Below are 20,965 nucleotides of genomic sequence, written 5' to 3' on the forward strand. Positions count from 1 at the left end.
ACACTAGGAAAGCTGCCTGCGCTTGTCAATCGATCCGACCGGCGACCGCCGAAATCGCCAGCAGCGGCCATACTTGTGCGGATCAACCACGAGGTCGCCCATGGCTGCAGTACAGTGCGAAGAACTCACCGGCGTCGACGGCGCGCGCATCGGCGTTGCCACCCTCAATACGCCGCAAACCCTCAATGCCTTGTCGCTGCCGATGATCGAGGTACTCGACGAACAGCTCAAGACCTGGGCCGATGACCCGGATGTGGTCTGCGTGCTGCTGCGCGGCGAAGGCGCCAAGGCCTTCTGCGCCGGTGGCGAGGTGCGCAGCCTGGCCCAGGCCTGCCTTGACCATCCCGGCCGGGTACCGCCCCTGGCCGCGCAGTTCTTTGCCGCCGAATACCGCTTCGACTACCGCCTGCATACCTACCCCAAACCGCTGATCTGCTGGGGCCACGGCCATGTGCTGGGTGGCGGCATGGGTTTGTTACAGGGGGCCAGTGTACGCGTGGTCACCCCCAGCAGCCGCCTGGCCATGCCGGAGATCAGCATCGGCCTGTATCCGGATGTCGGCGGCAGTTGGTTTCTGTCGCGCATGCCCGGCAAGCTGGGCTTGTTCCTCGGCCTTACCGGCGCGCCGATCAACGCCACCGATGCCCTCGACCTGGGCCTGGCCGACCGTCTGCTGGGCGAAAGCCAGCAGGAAGAGTTGCTCGACGACCTGCTGCAATTGAACTGGCAGGAGCAGACCGCCCTGCAGCTCAACAGCCTGCTCAAGGCCCAGCAGAACGGCGCCCAGGCGCAAAGGCCAGAAGCCCAGTGGCTGCCCAGGCGCCAGCAGATCGACGCGTTGCTCGATGTCGCCGACCCGGTGTGCGCCTGGCGTGCCATCGCCCAGCTGCGCAACCACGCCGACCCGCTGCTGGCCAAGGCCGCGCAGACCATGCTCGAAGGCTGCCCGCTGACCGCGCACCTGGTCTGGGAGCAAATCCAGCGTGCCAAGTACCTGTCGCTGGCCCAGGTGTTCCAGATGGAATACACCCTGAGCCTCAATTGCTGCCAGCATCCGGAGTTCAGCGAAGGGGTGCGCGCACGGCTGATCGACAAAGACCAGAAACCGCGCTGGCACTGGGCAGATATCGCCCAGGTGCCAACGGCAGTGGTTGAAGCGCATTTCAGCAAGGCGTGGGAAGGTCGTCACCCCTTGGCGGACCTGGCCTGAATGGCGCCTCAGCGGCGCCAGTTGCGATCCGGCCAGCCGTCACGGCTGCGCTCGTGACGTGACGATCCCTGGCGGTAGCGGTCATGGCCGCGCCCCGGGTAAGGCTTGTAGTAGTTATGCGGCGTTTCCCGGTAATAGCCGTGGGGCGCCGGACGGTAGTAGTGCGGTGGCGGCGCGTAGTAACGCAAAGGTGGCACCACGTAGTAGCGCGGCTGCGGTGCTACATAGTAGCCGCGGCTGTAGGGATACGACGGCCGGTAGTACCCCGGATAGCCATAGCGATCGGCGGTGTAGACCTCGGTGCGGTAGTAACCGTTACCTCCATAGGGGACACAGGCGGTGGTCAGCAAACCCAACACTGCAAGCAGTAGAAGTCGGCGATACATGGCGGCCTCCCGGACCGCGAAACTGCCCATCCCAGCGGCGCTGGTCGGCGTCGATCGGCAAGTGTTCATCGACATTGAATAAGACTGTCAAAACCAGGTCCGGTGCCATTGCTGCAATAAATTGATACAAGGCCGATACCCTTAAAAATCGTAAAGTTATTTTTCTGCCACACCACTAGAATGAAGGCCATTGGCCTACAGACCGGGAATGTCATGCCGCCTCGTTCCGCCCTGTTTTCGCAGCGCTCGCTGATCCTGACATTACTGCTGTTGCTCGCCTGCGGCTTCTTGGCGACCTCCCTGCTCAGCTACTTCGCCTCACGCAGCTCGATTCGCGACAACATCGTCAACACCGAGCTGCCGCTGACCTCCGATACGGTCTATTCGGAAATCCAGAAAGACCTGGTACGCCCGATCCTGATCTCGTCGATGATGGCTCACGACACCTTCTTGCGCGACTGGGCCCTGGGCGGCGAGCGCGACACCGCCCAGGTCACCCGTTACCTGGACGAAATCATGCGCCAGCACCACGCCTATACGGCGTTCTTCGTCTCCAGCAACAGCGGTATCTATTACCAGACCAAAGGCGTTCTGAAGAAAATCGACCCGCAAGAACCCCGTGATGCCTGGTACCAGCGGGTACTGAAAATGAACACGCCCTACGAGATCAACGTCGACCTCGACATGGCCAACCAGGACCGTCTCACGGTGTTCATCAACTACCGGGTGTTCGATTACGACGGCAAGTTCATCGGCGTTGCCGGCATCGGCCTGACGGTCGAGGCGGTGATCCGCCTGATCGACGATTACCAGCAGCGCTACCAGCGCCAGGTGTTCTTCGTCGATCCGCAGGGGCGTATCGTACTTACCGGCTCCAATGGCGGTCCCCATGGCGCCAGGACCGGGCAGCCGCTGGTCGAACTGGACGGGCTCGGGCAAATGCCACAACCGGTCAGCGGCAGCCATGAATACAACAGCAGCGATGGCCATAGTCATTTCCTCAACGTGCGCCTGGTGCCGGAACTGAACTGGTACCTGTTCGTCGACAAGCGCGAAGACGGCGCCATGGATGCCATTCGCCAGTCGCTGTACCTGAACCTGGCGATATGCGCGATGATCACCCTGGTGGTGTTGTCGCTGCTCAATGCCATGGTCAAGCGCCATCAGGACAACATCGAAGCCCTGGCCACCCTCGACAGCCTCACCGGCCTGCCCAACCGCCGTGGCTTCGACCTGCTGGCCGCGCAAGCGCTGCAGGAAGCCCAGCGCGAACCCAAGCCGCTGATCGCCCTGCTGATCGACCTCGACCACTTCAAGGCGCTCAACGACACCCATGGCCACCTGGCCGGCGACGAAGTGCTACGCCAGTTCGCCCAGGTGCTGGAGGAATGCCTGCGCCATGCTGATATCATCTGCCGCTGGGGTGGTGAGGAATTCATCGTGCTGCTCAAGGACACCGACAGCCAGAACGCCGCGGCGGTGGCCGAGAAGATTCGCAGCAAGACCGAGGCCCTGGCCTTTACCTATGCCGAGCAGCCGATCCACCTGACCGCCAGCATCGGCTTGAGCAACCTGCAGGCCGACGATACCCTGCACAGCCTGATCGCCCGCGCCGACCGTGCCCTGTACCGGGCCAAACAAAGTGGGCGCAACCGTGTCTGCAGCGAGATACCCCGAACCGACCATGAACAGCCCCGATCATGAATGACAGCCGCCGCTGCCCCGCCTGCGGCGCCAGCAACGATTGCAGCCTGGCCGACCCGCGTACGGCCGCCCAGGCCTGCTGGTGCTACGGCGTGAGCATCGACCCCAAGGTACTCGAAGCCCTGCCCGCCGAACTGCGCAACCAGGCCTGCCTGTGCCCGCGCTGCGCCGAGGTCGAGGCGCAATTGCAGGCAGCCAAGGCCACGCCAGCCGGTTAAACTGTCGCGCCCTGCACCTGGTTTTGTATGCGTCTCGATCGCTTCCTCAGCAACCTGCCCTGCTTCAGCCGTCAGCAAGTCCGCCTGCTGCTGGTACAGCAGCGCGTGCGCGTGGATGGCCAGCGGGTCAGCGATCCGCACTTTGAGGTACGCGAATTCAGCCGCATCGAAGTCGACGAGCAACTGCTGCAGGCCGGGCGCCCATTGCGCTACCTGATGCTGCACAAACCCCAGGGTTGTGTCAGCGCCACCCAGGACCCGCAGCACCCCACGGTGATCGAGTTGATCGACCAAGCCGACACCGAGGATTTGCACATCGCCGGGCGCCTGGACTTCAACACCACCGGGCTGATGCTGCTGACCAACGATGGCCTGTGGTCGCGGCGCCTGACCCAGCCGCAAACCAAGCTGCCCAAGGTTTACTACGTCGAGACCGAGCAGGAAATCGGCGAGCACTACATCGAGAAATTCCGCCAGGGTTTCTACTTCGCCTTTGAAGACCTCACCACCCTGCCCGCCGAATTGACCTTGCTCGGCCCACGCAGCGCGCGCCTGAGCATCGTCGAAGGCCGCTACCACCAGGTCAAGCGCATGTTCGGCCACTTCGACAACAAGGTCGTGCGCCTGCACCGCGAACGCATGGGCCCGTTGCAGCTGGACCCCAACCTGCAGCCCGGTCAGTACCGCGCGCTCCACCCTGAAGAAATCCGGGCGATCTGAGCCAGCGACCGCCTGGCGGAAAATTTTCGTCAATTGTCCCAACGGCACTTGCGGGTTGCCCGGGTGCCTGCTTGAATCCAATCGTCGGTCTGCATGTGACCAGTCAGTCACGATCGTAGTCCAAGACACCTTTTTGCCAGCGACCAGTGCCTCGAAGCCCCGGCGTCCGGCAGATTGCCCTCCTAGAACAATACCGGTCGACCAACGTGCCACGCGGATCGACCAGGGCCCTCAGCTTCTCTTCAAGGCGTATGCCTACCTGTCATAAAGAACGCGCATCCTTGCATGTGCGAACACCCTTTTTGCGCCAGGAGTCGACGACATGAGGCCAGAAATCGCTGTGCTTGATATACAAGGTCAGTATCGGGTTTACACGGAGTTCTATCGCGCAGATGCCGCTGAGAAGACGATCATCCTGATCAATGGCTCGCTGGCCACGACGGCCTCGTTTGCCCAGACGGTGCGCAACCTGCACCCACAGTTCAACGTGGTGCTGTATGACCAGCCCTACGCCGGCAAGTCCAAGGCGCACAACCGCAACGAACATTTGCTGACCAAGGAAACCGAAGGGCAGATCCTCCTGGAGCTGATCGACCACTTTGGCGCCGATCACGTCATGTCCTTCTCCTGGGGCGGCGCCTGCACCCTGCTGGCCCTGGCGCACAAGCCGCGGCGCATCGAAAAGGCGGTGGTCAGCTCGTTCTCGCCGGTAATCAACGAACCGATGCGCGACTACCTCGAACGCGGTTGCCAGTACCTGAGCGCCTGCGATCGTTACCGGGTCGGCAACCTGGTCAACGACACCATCGGCAAGCACCTGCCGTCGCTGTTCAAGCGCTTCAACTACCGCCACGTCAGCAGCCTGGACAACCACGAATACGCGCAGATGCACTTTCACATCAACCAGGTGCTCGACCACGACCTGGGCGATGCCCTGCGGGCGGCGCGGGTGATCGACATTCCGGTGCTGTTCATGAATGGCGAGTGGGACGAATACACCACCACCGAAGATGCCCGCCAGTTCGGCCAACACGTGCGCAACAGCCACTTTCGCGAGATCCGCGCCACCGGCCACTTCCTCGACATGGAACACAAGGCCGCCTGCCGCGATACCCGCGAAGCCCTGCTGGGTTTTCTCAAACCTGCCCTGAAGGAATCGCGCCCGCGTTACAGCTACACCCAGGAGCATCATGCACTGGCTATCTGAGCGGCACGGTCGCCGGTAGCGCAGCCTCCTGCATCAACGGCCCAAAAGGCCAAACAGAAGATGCACGACCTCGCGCTACTGGCCACCGGCAGATGACGCTTAAGCAACATAGGGCTTCAAATCGCGACGAAGTTCTGGTACAAAGTCAGCCCTGAAAGCGGGTGTCGTATAATGGCATTACTCCAGCTTCCCAAGCTGATAACGAGGGTTCGATTCCCTTCACCCGCTCCAGCTTCCTTCAGGTTTCAGCGTCGCTGAGGCCCTGGCCACCACTCTGGTGGCTGTTTCGCTAGATCCCCTTCGCTTCAACTGCTGCCAGCACCAGTATTCCCTGGGCCAGCTCGCGATCCGTTGCGCCTGGCGCACGCCCTTCGCTACGCAACCAGTTCAACGCCGATTCCAGATAGACACCCCGGTAAGCCCCGTCGCTGGCAATGAACGCCGCAGCATCGTTGCGAGCCTGCGCCATCACGCGTTTGCCATCTTTGCCGGAACTGGCCTCAGAGGCCATGGTGGGTCCATAGGTGGTTGCGCCAGTGAGCATGAAAGGCAGATAAAACGTGGCTCCAAGGGTCAACATGCCATCGACGTCGCCGCCGCTACCAAAGATGTCGCCCTGGCCCTGGGCACTACAGCACCAGGCCAGGCTCAGCAACATTGCGCGCTTTTTCCAGCGATTGATCCTGCGTTCCATCGGTATCCATTCACTGTCCCTGTAATCGCCCGGCATTCTCCACGGCTTGAGCCAGACTTAACAGCAGTGTTTTTGACTTGGCGCCCTGCCCAGGCGCCGCGCGCTGCGCTTTAATAGCCCACCGCGAAACACTCGAAAGGATCCGTGCATGTTTCTCTCCCGCTGGCTGCCTGGCCTGGCCAATCTGTTGCAGTACCGCCGCGAATGGTTTCGTCATGACCTGCAGGCCGGCCTGTCGGTGGCGGCGATCCAGATTCCCATCGCCATCGCCTATGCGCAGATCGTCGGCCTGCCACCGCAGTACGGGTTGTATGCGTGCATCCTGCCGATGATGGTCTATGCGCTGATCGGCAGTTCGCGGCAATTGATGGTCGGCCCGGATGCCGCCACCTGCGCCATGGTCGCCGGAGCCATTGCGCCGTTGGCCATGGGCGATCCGGCGCGGCTGGCGCAGTTGTCGGTGATTGTCACCATCCTCGTTGGCCTGATGCTGATCGGTGCCGGGCTGGCGCGGGCCGGGTTCATTGCCAGTTTTTTCTCGCGGCCGATCCTTATCGGCTACCTCAACGGTATCGGCCTGAGCCTGCTGGCCGGGCAACTGGGCAAGGTGCTGGGCTTTCAGATCGAGGGTAACGGCTTTGTCCTCAGCCTGATCAACCTGCTGCAGCGCCTGGGCGAAATCCACTGGCTGACCCTGGTGATCGGCGTTGCCGGGCTGGGTTTGCTGATCTGGTTGCCGCGCCGCTACCCGCGCCTGCCGGCGGCGTTGGTCACCGTGGCAGTGGCCACCCTGGTAGTCGGGCTGTTTGGCCTCGACCGCTTTGGCGTGGCGATCCTCGGCCCGGTGCCGGCCGGCATGCCGGAACTGGCCTGGCCGCAAACCAATCTGGAAGAAATGAAAAGCCTGTTGCGCGACGCCCTGGGTATCGCCACCGTGAGCTTTTGCAGCGCCATGCTGACTGCCCGCAGCTTTGCTGCCCGCCATGGCTATGCGATCAACGCCAACCATGAGTTCCTCGCGCTCGGGGTCACCAATATCGCCGCTGGGGTTTCCCAGGGATTTGCCATCAGCGGCGCCGACTCGCGCACCGCGGTCAACGACATGGTCGGCGGCAAAAGCCAGTTGGTGGGGATAATCGCCGCCCTGGTCATCGCCCTGATCCTGCTGGCCTTCACCACGCCCATGGCCTGGATTCCCCAGGCTGCCCTCGGTGCGGTTTTGCTGATGGCCGGTTGGGGGCTGATCGATGTGCAGTCGCTGAAAAAAATCTACCGCCTCAGCCGCTTCGAGTTCTGGCTGTGCGTGCTGACTACCGTCGGCGTGCTCGGCGTCGGTGTGCTGCCGGGCATCATCATCGCTGTGACCCTGGCGATCCTGCGTTTGCTCTACAGCATCTACCAGCCTACCGATGCGGTGCTCGGCTGGGTGCCGGGCATCGAGGGCCAGGTCGACATCCGCCGCCACCAGGATGCGCGCACGGTGCAGGGGCTGGTGGTGTATCGCTTTGACGATGCGATCCTGTTCTTCAATGCCGACTATTTCAAGATGCGTTTGCTCGAGGCGGTGCAGCGCGAGGAGCAACCACGCGCGGTGCTGTTCGATGCCGAAGCGGTCAGTTCCATCGATGTCAGCGGTATTGCGGCCCTGCGCGAGGTGCGCGATACCCTGACAGCCCGCGGCATCTACTTCGGTATCGCCCGGGCACGCGGACGCTTCTTGCGCATGCTGGTGCGTTCGGGGATCGCGCGGGAGATGGAGAACGGCTTGCTGTTTGGCTCGGTACGCTCGGGGATCCGGGCGTATCGGTTGTGGCGCAATCGCAGTCGCAGGGCAACGGTACCGGGGATGGAAACGACATCGCGGGGCAAGCCCGCTCCTACAGATGGGTAGGAGCGGGCTTGCCCCGCGATCGAGCCATTACCGGAGCTGACAGGCCTCGGGCGCTTGCGCAACGTTGCCGATCAAACTGATCAAGCCACACGGCAAGCTGCCCCGCCACTGCAGGTAATCATGCCCGGCCGGGTACTCGACCTGCTCCACCGCATACCCCTTGGCCAGCAGCACGTCACGCAGATGGCGGTTGGTGTCGAGGATTTTCGGCCCTTCGAACAGGCCCGACTGCAGGTAAAAGCGCAGCGCTTGCTTGGGTGCCTTGACGTATTCGCGGGTGAGCCAGCCCGGCTCTTCGCCCTCACGTCCCCACCAGTAGGAACCGGACATGCTCAAGACATTGCCGAACAGCTGCGGGTGCTTGAGGCCCAGGTAGGCCGACGCCAGGCCGCCGTAGCTGGAACCGGCCACCACCGTGCGCTCTGACGCTGCCGCAAGACCTTGCCGGCGCGCCCAGGGCATCAGTTCTTCAGCCATGAAGCGGGCGAACTGCGGGTTGGGCGGCAGTTCCTGCTGGCGGCTGAGGTCACTGGGGTTGGCGATGATCAACGCCGCGGTCGGCGGGATCAGGCCATCGGCGATCAGGTTGTCGAGAATCGTCGGGGTCGGCACCTGGCGGGTATAGGCGTGGGCATCGAACAGCACCAGCAAACCCTGGCCCTTGGCGCCCGGCTGCCACTGCGCCGGGCGGTACAGGTAAACGTCACGCTCGTTGCCGAGCAATTTACTGCTCAACACCTTGCGTTCCAGGCTGCCCCGAGCAATACCGGGACGCTCGGCAACCCAGGGTTGCTCCGGTGCTGCCGCCAATTCCAGGCGTGAGCGCGAGAGGAACGGGTCGCCGCTGCCATCGGCAAAGCCGTTGGGGTTGAGCGGATCGCGGCGAGTGCTGGCGAGGATCATTCGCCGATCATCGGAGGCCGGAACATCCGGGGCCATCTGGTAGCTCAGGCGCGCAGACGCCGGCAGCAGATAGCTGCGAAACCACACGTCGCTGTCGCCCAGGCGTTGCAGTTCATCATGATTGCCCGAGGGCGCGCCGAACACCCGCACGTTGTCCCGCGCTCCGCGCCAGAGGAAGGTCACCAGGGCCATGCCGGGCTGGTCTGCCACGCTTTCGACCATCGGCGTGCCCTGCTGCTGACGGGCCTGCCAGAAGGCTTCGGTACTCGCGCCCTGAGCCAGCTGTTGCTGCAACTCGCGCAGGGTCGGGCTTGGCAACGGGGCGGCCGTGCGCTTCTGCTCGCTGGCCGCGATTACTTGCTTTAGGGTCAGTGCATAAGTGGCTTGCGCGCGGCTGGCCAGCGCCTCGGCGCGCAGGCCATAGGCGCCATCGCGCTCGGCGATGAAAATGAACTCGCGCGGCTGGTCCTGGCCATCGATGAGCAGCCGTACAGGTTGGCCCTGGGCATCGAGCAGGCGCAGGCTGGCATCGCCCAGCAGCCGCCCCTGAACCAGGTCGCCGGCTTTGAGCTGTAAGGTCCAGACCGATTGCTGGCCCTGGGCAAAGCTGGCGCTGACGGTTTGCCCAGGTTGCAGGAGGTTGCCGCTACTGGCCATCGCGCTGCCACTCATGCACAGGGCCAGCGCCAGGGCGCAGCGCCATTGATTGAATAATTGCATGGTCACCTCAGAAATCGATGCTGGCGGAGAGTTTCAGCGTGCGCGGCTCGCTGACCGTGGCGTAACCGTCGTTGAACACTCCGGCCCAGTAGGCGCGGTTCTCGACGTTCTCAAGGCTTGCGCGCAGCACCACGTCCTTGCTGAGGATACGCGTGCTGTAGCGACCGCCGAGGTCATAGCGGGTCCATTGCGGGATCTTCAGGTCGTTGGCGCTATCGAGGTATTGCGAGCTGCTGTGGATGCCCAGCGCGGTCAGGGTCAGGCCCTCGATCCAGGGGGTGTCCCACTCGGCGCCGAGGTTGGCCGACCAGGCCGGCACGCCACGGGCGGTGTTGCCGTCAAAGCTGCCGCCAGCGGTGCGGGTCAGCTCGGCGCGGGTGTAGGTGACGCCACCGAGCAGGCGCACGCTCGGGGTCAGCGAGCCGAACAGGTTCCATTCCACGCCACGGTTACGCTGCTCGCCATCGTCGGTGTAACGGTTGCTGGCGCGGTCCAGAAGCATGCTCGGTTTCTCGATCTGGAACACGCTGAGGGTGTGGGTGAAGTCGCCCAGGTCCCACTTGACCCCGGCCTCCATCTGCTTGGCCTTGTACGGGGCGAACTGCTCGCCGTAGTTGGCAGCGGCAAGGTCGGTGACCATGCCGCCCTGGGTCAAGCCTTCGATGTAGTTGGCGTACAGCGACACCGGCGCGTCCCAGGGCTTGAGCACCAGGCCCAGGGCCGGGGTCAGGGCGCGTTCGTCGTAGGCCGGGTTGCTCATCTTCTGCCGCACCCGTTGCGAGCGCACGCCCAGGGTCAGCAGCACCTTGTCGTCGATAAAGCCCAGGGTGTCGGCGACGGCGAAGCTGGACAGGGTGTTGTCGCCGGTCTTGTCGCTGGAGCCGATATCGCCGGCAATGATCGGCTTGCCCGGGTGGTAGATGTTGGTCAGGTATTTCTTGCTGGTAACGGTGGCGGCGCGGCCGATATCCTGGTGCAGCAAGGTGGTGCTCAACACCACCTGGTGGTTCACCGGGCCGGTGACGAAGTTGCCCCGCACTCCGGCTTCGGTGGACAGGCTGTGGGTGTAGCCGGCCTGGTTGTAGGTCTCGCCGCTGGCATCGCCGTTGGCGCCGGTGACGATCACCCGGGTGCCGTTGAGAAAGCCCTTGTAGCGGGTTCGGGCGCTGCCGACGCTGGCGTAGGCGGTCCAGTCGTCGTTGAGGTCGTATTCGCCGCGCAGCACCACGGCCTTGCTGACTTGCTTGGCGTAGATGCCGTCGAGGATGTTGGTGTCCGGTTTCGGCGCCTTGGTGACATGCCCCAGCTTGCTGAAGCCGGCCATCATCGGGCTGCCGTCTTCGAGCTTTTCATGGCTTTCGTAAGCGTCCAGCTCGAGCTTCCAGCCATCGCCGCGATAGTCCATGCCCAGCGACGCCAGGGTGCGGTCCTTGGACTGCTGGTCGACACCGGTTTCGCCGCTGCCGTAGACGCCGTTGAAGCGGATGCCGAAACGCTGCTCATCGCCCAGGCGCCGGCCCAGGTCGATATGGTTGGCGATATAACCGTCGGACACGTAGCTGCTGGTCAGGCGCGTCAACGGTGCTTCGCCGGCGCGCTTGGGCACCAGGTTGATCACCCCGCCGACGCCGCCGTTGGGCGCCATGCCGTTGAGCAAGGCACCGGGGCCCTTGAGCACCTCGACACGTTCCAGAAACTCGGTCGCCACGTGGCCGTCCGGGGCCAGGCCGTACAGGCCGTTCAGCGCAAGCTCGGTGGAATCGAGGGAGTAGCCACGAATCATGAAGTTCTCGTAGGCGTGGCCTTCGCCGGTACTGAAGCGGATCGACGGGTCGTTGCGCAGCACCGCGCCAACCGTGCCGCTTTGCTGGTTTTCCATGTGCTGGGCGGTGTAGGCGGTGACGTTGAACGGCGTCTCCATCACCTCGCGATTGCCCAGCATGCCCAGCCGCGCGCCACGGGCGACCTGGCCACCGCTGTAGGTCTCGGGGATGCCGTTGGCGTTGCTGTTGGCGTTGATGTTCAGCTCGCCAAGGGTCAGGGCGCCATCGCTGTCGAGGCTGCGCAGAATGATCACGCCGTTCTCTTCGCTGGCCACCAGGCCACTGTTGGCCAGCAAGCGCTGCAAGGCCTGCTGCAAGGTGAACCGACCCTGCAAGGCCGGGGCACTACGGCCAGCCAGCAACTGGCTGTCGGCGGCGATGGCCACCCCGGCTTCGCGGGCCAGGGCATGCACCGCGGCTTCCAGGGACTGGCCCGGCAGGTTCAGGCTCAAGGCCGGCGCATCGGCAGCCAGGGCGGCGGCATGGGCCGCGCTCAATGGCAACAGGCTGGCGCTGCCCAGGGCACAGGCCAGCGCCAATCGACGCAGGGTGCCGGGAAAAGCCACAGGGTGTGCCGGGCGGGCATGGGGAAGCGACATGATCTGTCCTTGCAGAGGTGGGTTCAGCGATGAAGACGGGCCACCTCGGCGTTACCCCTCAAAATTATTTTCAGCGCCGTTGCAGGGTGCGCTGCTGCCCCTGGTTGACCAGGCTCACCGGGAGGATTTTCGGCAGCGCCTGCAGGAGCATTTCCGGCTGGTTGCTGGGGAAGCTACCGGTCAGGTGCAACTGGGCGGCGCTAGCCACGAGGGTCACCGGTTGCAGGGCATAGGCGTTGACCTCGGCGATTACCTCGGCCAGCGGCGTATCGGTAAACGACCACCAGCCCCGCTGCCAATGCTCAAGACTCGCTGCAGCATGCACATCAGCCCTGCGCGCGAGCAGGCGCCCGTATGCGTCGAGGTTGATGCGCTCACCCGCCTGCAACACCTGCGAGCCCTCACGCAGGCCACGCACCTCGACCCGCCCGCGAGCCACCGCGACCTGAATCTCGCCACCGCGATCGCTGACGCTGAAGGCCGTGCCCAGCACTTCTACCTCGCCCAAGCGGGTGCTGATCAGAAACGGTCGCATGCGCTCGCGCGCCACATCGAAATAGACATTGCCCTGCAGCAGGCGCACCTGGCGCAAGCCGTTGCTGTACTCGATGCGCAAGCTGGTTTCGGCCGCCAGCAACAATTGGCTGCCATCGGGCAGAATCTCCCGCCGCGGCGGCTCGGCATGCACGGTTTGCAGCAGGCGATCGAACTGCGGCGCACGCCGCCACAACCAGCCCAGCCAACTGGCCCCGGCCACCGCCACCAGCAAGCCGCCGCCCTGGCGCAGCAGACGCCGACGACTGAGATTGACCGGCTCCGGCGTTACCGCCGTGCGCAGTTGCGGGGTCAGCCGATGCACCAGTTGCCAGCGTTGTTCGGCCTCTTGCCAGGCCCGTTCGTGCTCACTGCTTTTGCCGCGCCAACGCTCCAGCTGGCCACGTGTCTGCTGCACCCGCTGCGGGTCGTCGCTGTTCAGCGCGGCCAGGTAGGTCAGGGCTTGCTGCACCTTGCGTGGAGAAACCGGCGACGACTCAGACATGCCGTGCCGCCAGGCTCAGCTCGGACAAATCGAACACCGCCCGGGCGATGTGCAGCTCTACGGCCTTGGCCGACAGCTCAAGTTCAGCACATACCTGGCGATGGGGCTGGCCGTGCAAACGCACACGGACGAACACCTCGCGGCGCAGGCGCGGCATGCGCTCGATACGCTCGATCAATTGCTGCAACTGCTCGCGGGCGATAATGATGTCTTCGACGCTGGGGCTCAGCACATCGACGCGGCTCAGCCAGTCTTCCAGCGCCGCCAGCTCGTTGCTGCGCCGCCGGTACTGATCAATGCACAGATTGCGCGCGGCCTGGAACAGTAACGCCCGGGCGTTGACCACCGGCGCGTTCAGAGCATGGGCGTAAGCCTGGGCAAAGCTTGACTGGGCAATGTCGGCGGCATCATCCGGGTTACGCAGGCGGCCACAAAGGTAACGGCGCAGGTCGCTGTAATTGGCCAGCAGATCGTCGACGACCGCCTGCAGGGCCGGAGCAGCGGCGGTCCAGGGCATGGAGAGCGAAGTCATGAAGGTCCGGCGTGGAAGATAAACATGAATAGGAATTCATATCATTCTCACATACCTCTACGGCCTTCTGCCAGCCCTCAGCTGTTGCGCGGCAGCAGCCCTGGCAAGGCGTGGGCCAGGGCATTGACGGCAAAACCAATGAACATCACCCCGCAGGCACGGGTGATCCACAGTTCGTAGCGGGTGTACAGGGTGCGCACATGGCGGGCACCGACCACGCCGATCAGAATCAGGTAGGCCAGCAAGCCGCCAACAAAGCTCAGGGCGATCAAGGCTGGCAGCATCGACCAGTCCAGCGCTTCGGCGCGGCTCGAGAGCAAGGCGGTGAACGTCGCCACCGCCACCGGGTAGGCCTTGGGGTTGGTCAGGCCAAATACCACGCCATGCCAGAACGGCTTGCGCACCGGCCCCTGCTCGCCGTCGCCACTGCCCGGGCGGCTGCGCAAGGCGCGCATGCCCAGCCAGAACAGGTACAGGCCGCTGATCACACCGAGGATGTCGAACACCGAACTGCCGATTTGCCGGGCACCGACGATCGCCACCAATGCGGTACTGCACCACAGCACATCGCCGAGCAAGTGCCCGCAAAGAAACCCCGCGCCGGCGCGGCGCCCGCGGGTGGCGCCAATGCCGAGCACCGCCAGCACGCCGGGGCCCGGGGTAATACCGTAGATAAAACCGGAAGCGATTACCGCGAGCAGCAGCGAAAAGGTCATCGGGGCAGTGTCCTGAAAGTCCGTGCAAGGCGCGAAGTCTACGGCAGCCGCGCGGCGCCAGCCAGCCTCTCAGTAGCCCTCGGCACGCAGGATCTGCGCCTCGCTGCGGGCACTGGGGCGGCCCAGATAGCGCAGCAGCTGGCCGCTGCGGTTGCTGAAGATGCCGTCCACACCCGCCTCCAGCACCTGGCGAAAATCCACCGGTTCATCGACGGTGTACACGTGCACCAGCAGGCCCTCGTCGTGGCTGAGCTGGTTCATCCACGGCTGCACCAGGTCGGCGTAACTCTGCGCGCCGCCCCCGGCCAGCGCCGCCGACGGTCCGGTTCCGATGGCGCCGGCGGCCTTGGCGTAATCCAGCCAGCGCACGAACTCGGCCTTGTCCCGGGGTTGCTGACGGGCATAGAAGGCGGCCTTGTCGGCTTCACCGGATTCGGCGAAGGTCTGCTGCGAGGCGGGCTCGATGCTGCCCTTGCCGATCCACAGCAACAGCACCTTGGGCACCTGGGGCATGTGCTGGTGCAGCAGCGCCAGGCTGTTGCGGTCAAAGCTCTGCAGCACCACCCTGCCCGGCCGCTCGAGCCAGCCACGGGCCTGCAGGGCTTTGTTCAGGTCGGCTTCGATACCGGGAAACAGGTTCGGCACCTTGGTTTCGATGTACAAGCCGGGCTGGCGTTGCGGGTTGGCCGCGGCGATGTCCATGACTTCATCGAGGGTCTGGATTTTCAAACCCTTGAAGCTTGCCCGGGCACGTTCGGGGTAGGCCTTGTTGAACCAGCTGCCGACGTCCAGGGATTTCAGCTCGGCCAGGGTGAAGGCACTCACCGGCTGGTCCTGGCGTTCGGGAAAGCGCTCGGCCACGTCGCTGGTGCGCAGCAGGTTATCGTCATGCACAGCAACCAGCACGCCGTCGCTGGAGCGTTGCAGGTCCAGCTCCAGGTAATCGGCGCCCAGCTCCCGTGCCAGCCGGTAGGCCGGCGCCGTGGACTCCGGTGCATCATACGAGGCGCCGCGATGGGCGATCACCGCCGGGTAGGCAATGCCCTGCGCCCTGGCCAATTCACTGCCCGGCCCGGCCTCGGCAAGCGCCGCCAGCGGCAATAGCGCCAGGCAACATACATGTTTAACGGTTTTGAACATCTTCAGGCTTCCTTTGCTGCGCAGCGAATCCAGCATAGTCGCCAACGCTGATGACAGACCGGTTGCATGCTAAAGTCGCCGGCGATTGCCTGCCCTGCCACAGAGATGCCCGATGCCCCACGCCGACCTCGACGCCAGCCTCAACCACTGGCCAGACCTGAACGCCAGCCACCCCTGCAGCGGCCTGCTGCTGGGCAATGGCGCCAGCCGTGCATTGTGGCGGCCGTTCAGCTACTTCTCGCTGTTCGAGGAGGCCCAGCGGGTGCGGCACAAGCCCCTGAACCTGAGCGATCAGGCGCTGTTCAAGTCGCTGGGCAGCGAGCTGTTCGAACCGGTGCTCAGTGCCCTGAACACCACGGTGCGGATCAACGCCGCGCTGGCGATCAGCTCCTCGGCGCCGCTGAACCGTTACTACGCGATCAAGGAAGCGCTGATCCACGCCATCCGCAGCGTGCACATCCCCTGGCGCATGCTGCCAAGCCAGACCTTGCAACAGATCAACCGCGAGCTGGGCAACTACCAGAGCGTCTACTCCAGCAACTACGACCTGATCTGCCATTGGGCCGCCAGCCAGAAGCCGGAAGGTTTCCAGCAGTTGTTCGACGAAGACGGCAACTTCGATATCCGCCGCACTCGCGGCCCGGGCACGCGCCTGCTGTACCTGCACGGCGGCCTGCACCTGCTCAAGCAGCAGGACGGCAGCACCCGCCAGCGCAGCGCCAGCGACGGCCAGTTGCTCGACGGCTTTGCCGTCAACACCCCCGGTGATGTGCCGCTGTTCGTCAACGAAAGCAGCAGCGACGACAAGCTCAAGGCCATCCGCAGTTCCGATTACTTAAGCTGGGCGCTTGGTGAACTGGCCGGCCATCAAGGCGGCCTGTGCATTTTCGGCCAGCACCTGGACAGCACCGACCGCCACCTGCTGGAGGCGATCAAGCAAGCACGCCCGGCGCACCTGGCCATCGCCATCCGGCCGTTAAGCGCAGCCTCGATCATCAGCCAGAAGCAGCACTACGTGCAGCGCTTTGCCGATATGCCCGCGCTGCAATTGCACTTCTTCGATGCCAGCAGCCACCCGCTGGGAGCGCCCGGGCTGGAAGTGCCGGTGCCGGTGCCGATCCGCAAACGACATTGAGCGGCGACAAAAACAGGCATGGTAAATAACAATTATTCTCGATACCATTCGCAACCTTTCTCTCCGGTCCGTCCTGGAAAGCTTGCATGCCGCGCCCCAAACCCGACCCTTTTGCCCACGACACCTGCCGCGGGTTCTATGCCGACATCCTGCATTTTTTGCGCAAGCGCATGGACAATGCCAACGATGCGGCAGACATGACCCAGGACGTGTTCACCCAGTGGCTGGGCTATCGCGACCGGGCGCGGGTCGAGCAACCACGGGCGTTCCTGTTCCAGATGGCGCGCAACCTGCTCAGCGATCACTGGCGTCGGCAGAAGGTGCGCCACAGCGTGCTCGACGAGGATGCCCAGGCCAGCGAACAGACACCGGCCGGCACCGCCAGCGACCCGCTCAAGCATGCCCAGCAGCAACAACGCCTGGAACAATTGAAACTTGTCCTCGCCGAACTCTCGCCGCGCCGCCGCGAAGCCCTTATGCTGCACCGCTTCGAAGGTTTGACGCAGGCGCAGATCAGCACGCGCATGGGCATTTCCGTAAGCATGGTGGAAAAGCACATCGCCGCGGCCCTGCTGCATTGCAAGCATCGCCTGGACAGTGACAACGGCATGGAGCAGCCAGAATGACCCCCACTCCTGAAATCGATAAGCGCAGCATCGATGCCCAGGCGGCCAGCTGGTTTACCCGTAACCGCAACGACAACTCGCGCGCAGCCCGCAAGGCCTTCGCCCAGTGGCTGCAAAACCCCGAGCATGCCCGCGCCTATGCCCAGTTCGAACAGCTCTGGGACGACCTGGCTGCGCTCAAGAGCCTGAACAAACCGGTCGCCCTGCCCAGCCGCCAACCGTTGCGCTGGCGCCCGGCCCTGGCCATCGCCGCCGGGCTGGTGTGTGCGCTGCTGGCGGCCAACCTCGGCCTGCCGAACCGCCATCACCAGCAACAACTGGCCGCGCAGAGCGAACGCCCACAACACCTGGCCCTGCCCGATGGCAGCCAGCTGGACGTTAACGCCCGCACCCGGCTGAGCCTGAGTTTTGACAACGAACGCCGGCTGATTCGCCTCGACCAGGGCCAGCTGTACATCGAAGTGGCGCCCGACAAGGAGCGGCCGCTGTTCGTCGATGCCGGCAACGCCCGGGTACGCGTGGTGGGTACCGGTTTCGACCTGCGCCGCGGCCAGCAGGAGCTGGTGCTCAGCGTCGCCCACGGCCAGGTAGCGCTGGAAACCCCCGGCGAGAATCGCCCGCCGCTGCTATTGAGCGCCGGCCAGCGAGCGGTTTATGACCTGGCCCGCGGCAGCCTCAACGTGCACAACCTCAGCGCTGCAGAAATCGCCGACTGGCGCAGCGGCCACGTGAGTTTTCGCAACCGCGAACTGGCCAGCCTGATCGACGAATTATCGCTCTACCGTACGGCACCGGTGCTGCTCGCCGATCCCTCGTTGGGCCGCTACAAGGTCTCGGGCAATCTCGACGTCAACGACCCTGACGCCCTGCTCACTGCGCTGCCAGTGCTGCTGCCGATCAAGGCGGTGAACCTTGCCGACGGTCGGGTGCGGATCGAACGCAAACAGTAATTTGAGAATATTTTTCATTCGCATGTGAGGGTTTTCCGCAGCCCTGCGTCTTCCTCCCGTCTGCGTAATCACTGCAGGCCTTTTCTGGCCTTTGTTGCCGTATTGGGGGGTTTTATCTTGCGTGCGTTTGCTCCTTTCAAGCCGTTGTCTGTTCGTCCTTCGCTGCTGGCCGCGTGCCTGGCCCTGAGCCTGCAGGCCCAGGCCGCACCGGTGCAACTGAACCTGCCGGCGCAGCCGCTGGCAACCTCGCTAAGCCAGCTGGCGCAGCAGGCCAAGCTGCAGCTGCTGTTTGACGAATCCTTGCTCAACAGCGTCCAGGCCCCGGCCCTGCAAGGTGCTTACGAACCGCTCGAAGCGATCAGCCAGTTGCTGCACAACAGCCGCTTTGCCCTGGTCAAGGTCGGCAACACCTATGTGGTGCGCCTGCGTGAAGACAACGATGCTACCGCCGACAACAGCATCCAGCTTGGCGCGGTGAGTGTGGTGGGTAACGGCCAGCAGGTCGACCCGAGCACCGTCGGCCGCTCGACCCTGACCCAGGAAGACATCGACCGCTATCAGCCGAGCAACATCCCCAGCGTGCTCGCGACCCTGCCCGGGGTGAACATGGGCGGTTCGGCCAAGCCCGGCGGCCAGACCATCAACATCTGGGGCCTGGGCGATGCCGAAGACGTGCCGATGACCGTCGACGGCGCGACCAAGAGCGGCTTTGAGCGCTATCAGCAAGGCACCATCTTCATCGAGCCGGAGCTGATCAAGAACATCGAAGTAGAAAAGGGCCCGCACTCGATCTACACCGGCAACGGCGGCTTCGGCGGCAGCGTCAACATGACCACCAAGGACGCCCCCGACCTGCTCCAGGAAGGTCGCAACAGCGGCGCCATGCTCAAGTATGGTTATGCCAGCAACGACCATCAGCAGGTCTACAGCTCGGCATTGTTCGGTCGCACCGACGATGGCCGCATGGACGCCCTGGTGTACCTGACCAAGCGTGACGGCGATGACATGAAACTGGCCGGTACCCTGCCCGACCCCGAGGGCCGCTACCCGATCAACCCCCAGCGCCTGCCCAACAGTGCCCTGGACCTGGACGGCGCGCTGCTCAAGGCCAACCTGCACTTTACCGACGAGCACAGCCTGGGCTTCTCCTGGTCGCGCTCGGAAAGTGAGCGCTGGGCGCCGTTCTCTTCCACCGCCTACCCGACGCCGCCGACCCAGTCGGACATCAACAGGTTCGGCTACAAGGATGCCCTCAAGCGCTTCCTGGCCAATCGCACGACCACCGACACCACCTGGTCGACCACCTACAAGTACCAGCCGGTGAACAACCCGCTGATCGACCTGCAGGTCAAATACTCCGAGTCCGACACCAAGCAGACCGACGAGCGCGATGCCACGGCGTTCTTCCAGCCGTCCACCGGCGGGCGCAAGATGGACACCGAATACCAGGACCAGATGCTCGATGTGCGCAACACCAGCCTGTTTACCACCGGCCCGCTGGAGCACGCCTTCACCAGCGGCTTTCAGATCCGCCACCACGACCGTGACACACAGATGTGGATGCCCGGCAAAAGCTACGAGATTCCCAAGTACAACAACGGCCACTACCAGCCGTACTTCATGCCCAGCGGCACCGTCGACAGCCAGGGCTATTTCATCCAGGACGCCATCACCCTCGGTGACGTGACCATCACCCCGTCGCTGCGCTACGACCATGTTGCCAACAAGGGCAAGCCGAACCAGGCGCCGTACTACAACGTTGCCGAGAATGGCCACGACTACAGCGAAAAAACCTACACCGGTTGGTCGCCACGCCTGTCAGTGTTCTGGAAAGCCACCGCCAACACCGCCTTCTTTGCCGACTACAGCAAGACCTGGCGCGCTCCGGTGCTTGATGAGCAATACGAAGTCCAGGGCATCGGCAGCCGCACCGCCAGCAGCCGCAACCTCGACCCGGAACGCATCACCGCCCTGCGTGCCGGTAACGTCACCGACTTTGCCAACGTCTTCACCGCTGACGACAGCATGCAGATCCGCACCACGCTGTTTCGTAACGAGATCAAGGACGAGATCTTCAAGGCCACCGGCATCGGCTGCGAAGCACAGCTGGCCAAGGGCGAAAGCATCTCCGACGCCTGCGGTAAAGGCCTGATGTCCAACTACCGCAACCTCAAGGGTGTGACCATCAAGGGCTTCGAGGTCGAAAGCTTCTACGACTCGACCTACCTGTTCGGTTCGGTGTCCTACTCGTGGATGACCGGCCGACATGAAGGCGCCTACACCAACCCTTGGGGGCCGGACGTCTGGGCCAAGGACATTCCGGCACCGAAATGGATCACCACCCTGGGTGTGAAGATCCCCAGCTGGGACGCCAAGGTCGGCTGGCAGGCGCAGTTCGTGCGCAAGACCGACCGCCTGCCGAGCGACAACTACCGCGAAGGCCCGGCCAGCGCCCTGGGTGATCGCTATTACGACCACTATGCCAACGACGACTATCAGATCCATGGCCTGTTCGCCAACTGGAAGCCGCAGCAGCCTTACCTGAAAGGCACCGAGGTGAACCTGACGGTGGACAACCTGTTCAACAAGGACTACCGCTCCGAGCTCAGTGGCGAGTACGCCTACAGCCAGGGCCGGAACGCCAAGGTCAGCATCACCCGCTTCTTCTGAGGCAACTGTACGGATGAACTTGTCAGCAACTGTAACAAGATCATCCGTCCGCCCTGTGGCTCAATGAAAGCACTTATCTGCC

At 63.8% G+C, this 20,965-nt stretch carries 18 protein-coding genes and 1 tRNA gene; 11 read left to right on the forward strand and 8 right to left on the reverse strand.

Features of this window, described 5'->3' with window-relative positions; translation table 11 throughout:
- Window positions 1-100 precede the first annotated feature (100 nt).
- Window positions 101-1,210, forward strand: a complete 1,110-nt coding sequence (locus LOY37_RS21520) for an enoyl-CoA hydratase/isomerase family protein (RefSeq protein WP_258715680.1) — start codon at window positions 101-103, stop codon at window positions 1,208-1,210.
- Window positions 1,211-1,218: 8 nt separating this feature from the next.
- Here LOY37_RS21520 and LOY37_RS21525 read toward each other — a convergent pair whose 3' ends face one another.
- Complete coding sequence (locus LOY37_RS21525; RefSeq protein WP_258715681.1) at window positions 1,219-1,596, reverse strand: hypothetical protein; 378 nt, start codon at window positions 1,594-1,596, stop codon at window positions 1,219-1,221.
- 213 nt (window positions 1,597-1,809) lie between these two features.
- Between LOY37_RS21525 and LOY37_RS21530 the strand changes: the two genes are divergently transcribed.
- The 5 genes from LOY37_RS21530 (at window position 1,810) to LOY37_RS21550 (ending at window position 5,676) form a co-directional block, all read left to right on the forward strand.
- Window positions 1,810-3,300 carry a sensor domain-containing diguanylate cyclase gene (locus LOY37_RS21530; protein WP_045197587.1) on the forward strand — a complete coding sequence of 497 codons (1,491 nt, stop codon included), beginning with the start codon at window positions 1,810-1,812 and terminating at the stop codon, window positions 3,298-3,300.
- Window positions 3,297-3,518 (forward strand): cysteine-rich CWC family protein, encoded by a 222-nt coding sequence (locus LOY37_RS21535; protein WP_045197585.1) that lies wholly within the window; start codon window positions 3,297-3,299, stop codon window positions 3,516-3,518. The genes LOY37_RS21530 and LOY37_RS21535 overlap by 4 nt, the downstream gene beginning before the upstream one ends.
- 27 nt (window positions 3,519-3,545) lie before the next feature.
- Window positions 3,546-4,238 carry a pseudouridine synthase gene (locus LOY37_RS21540; RefSeq protein ID WP_258715682.1) on the forward strand — a complete coding sequence of 231 codons (693 nt, stop codon included), beginning with the start codon at window positions 3,546-3,548 and terminating at the stop codon, window positions 4,236-4,238.
- A gap of 322 nt (window positions 4,239-4,560) precedes the next feature.
- Window positions 4,561-5,445 (forward strand): alpha/beta fold hydrolase, encoded by an 885-nt coding sequence (locus LOY37_RS21545; RefSeq protein WP_258715683.1) that lies wholly within the window; start codon window positions 4,561-4,563, stop codon window positions 5,443-5,445.
- 157 nt (window positions 5,446-5,602) lie between these two features.
- Window positions 5,603-5,676 (forward strand) — tRNA-Gly (locus LOY37_RS21550).
- A gap of 58 nt (window positions 5,677-5,734) precedes the next feature.
- Here LOY37_RS21550 and LOY37_RS21555 read toward each other — a convergent pair.
- Window positions 5,735-6,139 (reverse strand): DUF2388 domain-containing protein, encoded by a 405-nt coding sequence (locus LOY37_RS21555; protein ID WP_258715684.1) that lies wholly within the window; start codon window positions 6,137-6,139, stop codon window positions 5,735-5,737.
- A 148-nt stretch (window positions 6,140-6,287) separates the two neighbouring features.
- On the opposite strand from LOY37_RS21555, the gene LOY37_RS21560 reads away from it, so the two are divergent.
- Window positions 6,288-8,030, forward strand: coding sequence for a SulP family inorganic anion transporter (locus LOY37_RS21560; protein ID WP_258607887.1), 1,743 nt, complete (start codon window positions 6,288-6,290; stop codon window positions 8,028-8,030).
- Window positions 8,031-8,057: 27 nt separating this feature from the next.
- On the opposite strand, the gene LOY37_RS21565 is transcribed toward LOY37_RS21560, so the two are convergent.
- The 6 genes from LOY37_RS21565 to LOY37_RS21590 all read right to left on the reverse strand — a co-directional run bounded on the left by LOY37_RS21565 (window position 8,058) and on the right by LOY37_RS21590 (window position 15,502).
- A complete protein-coding gene (locus LOY37_RS21565; RefSeq protein WP_258715685.1) occupies window positions 8,058-9,653 on the reverse strand; it encodes an alpha/beta hydrolase-fold protein in 1,596 nt (531 codons plus the stop codon).
- A gap of 7 nt (window positions 9,654-9,660) precedes the next feature.
- On the reverse strand, window positions 9,661-12,075 hold the full coding sequence (locus LOY37_RS21570; RefSeq protein ID WP_258715686.1) for a TonB-dependent receptor: 2,415 nt from the start codon (window positions 12,073-12,075) through the stop codon (window positions 9,661-9,663).
- Window positions 12,076-12,145: 70 nt separating this feature from the next.
- Entirely contained in the window at window positions 12,146-13,114 is a 969-nt protein-coding gene (locus tag LOY37_RS21575; RefSeq protein ID WP_258715687.1) for a FecR domain-containing protein, read from the reverse strand.
- Complete coding sequence (locus LOY37_RS21580) at window positions 13,107-13,646, reverse strand: RNA polymerase sigma factor (protein ID WP_213603380.1); 540 nt, start codon at window positions 13,644-13,646, stop codon at window positions 13,107-13,109. The genes LOY37_RS21575 and LOY37_RS21580 overlap by 8 nt, the downstream gene beginning before the upstream one ends.
- Window positions 13,647-13,723: 77 nt before the next feature.
- Complete coding sequence (locus LOY37_RS21585) at window positions 13,724-14,362, reverse strand: LysE family translocator (protein ID WP_045197570.1); 639 nt, start codon at window positions 14,360-14,362, stop codon at window positions 13,724-13,726.
- 69 nt (window positions 14,363-14,431) lie between these two features.
- Window positions 14,432-15,502: a glycerophosphodiester phosphodiesterase gene (locus LOY37_RS21590; RefSeq protein ID WP_258715688.1), complete on the reverse strand. Its 1,071-nt coding sequence runs from the start codon at window positions 15,500-15,502 to the stop codon at window positions 14,432-14,434.
- Between the two features lie 112 nt (window positions 15,503-15,614).
- Between LOY37_RS21590 and LOY37_RS21595 the strand changes: the two genes are divergently transcribed.
- From LOY37_RS21595 to LOY37_RS21610, 4 genes are all read left to right on the forward strand, one after another.
- The gene (locus LOY37_RS21595) at window positions 15,615-16,637 is read left to right on the forward strand and encodes a DUF4917 family protein (RefSeq protein WP_258607898.1); all 1,023 of its coding nucleotides are present in this window, start codon (window positions 15,615-15,617) and stop codon (window positions 16,635-16,637) included.
- An 86-nt stretch (window positions 16,638-16,723) separates the two neighbouring features.
- Window positions 16,724-17,263, forward strand: coding sequence for an RNA polymerase sigma factor (locus LOY37_RS21600; RefSeq protein WP_093379999.1), 540 nt, complete (start codon window positions 16,724-16,726; stop codon window positions 17,261-17,263).
- A complete protein-coding gene (locus tag LOY37_RS21605) occupies window positions 17,260-18,213 on the forward strand; it encodes a FecR domain-containing protein (RefSeq protein ID WP_195884914.1) in 954 nt (317 codons plus the stop codon). The genes LOY37_RS21600 and LOY37_RS21605 overlap by 4 nt, the downstream gene beginning before the upstream one ends.
- 114 nt (window positions 18,214-18,327) lie before the next feature.
- A complete protein-coding gene (locus LOY37_RS21610) occupies window positions 18,328-20,883 on the forward strand; it encodes a TonB-dependent hemoglobin/transferrin/lactoferrin family receptor (RefSeq protein WP_404944405.1) in 2,556 nt (851 codons plus the stop codon).
- The last annotated feature ends 82 nt before the right edge of the window (window positions 20,884-20,965 follow it).

Source organism: Pseudomonas sp. B21-012, from assembly GCF_024749305.1.
In the GTDB taxonomy this organism is placed as follows: domain Bacteria; phylum Pseudomonadota; class Gammaproteobacteria; order Pseudomonadales; family Pseudomonadaceae; genus Aquipseudomonas.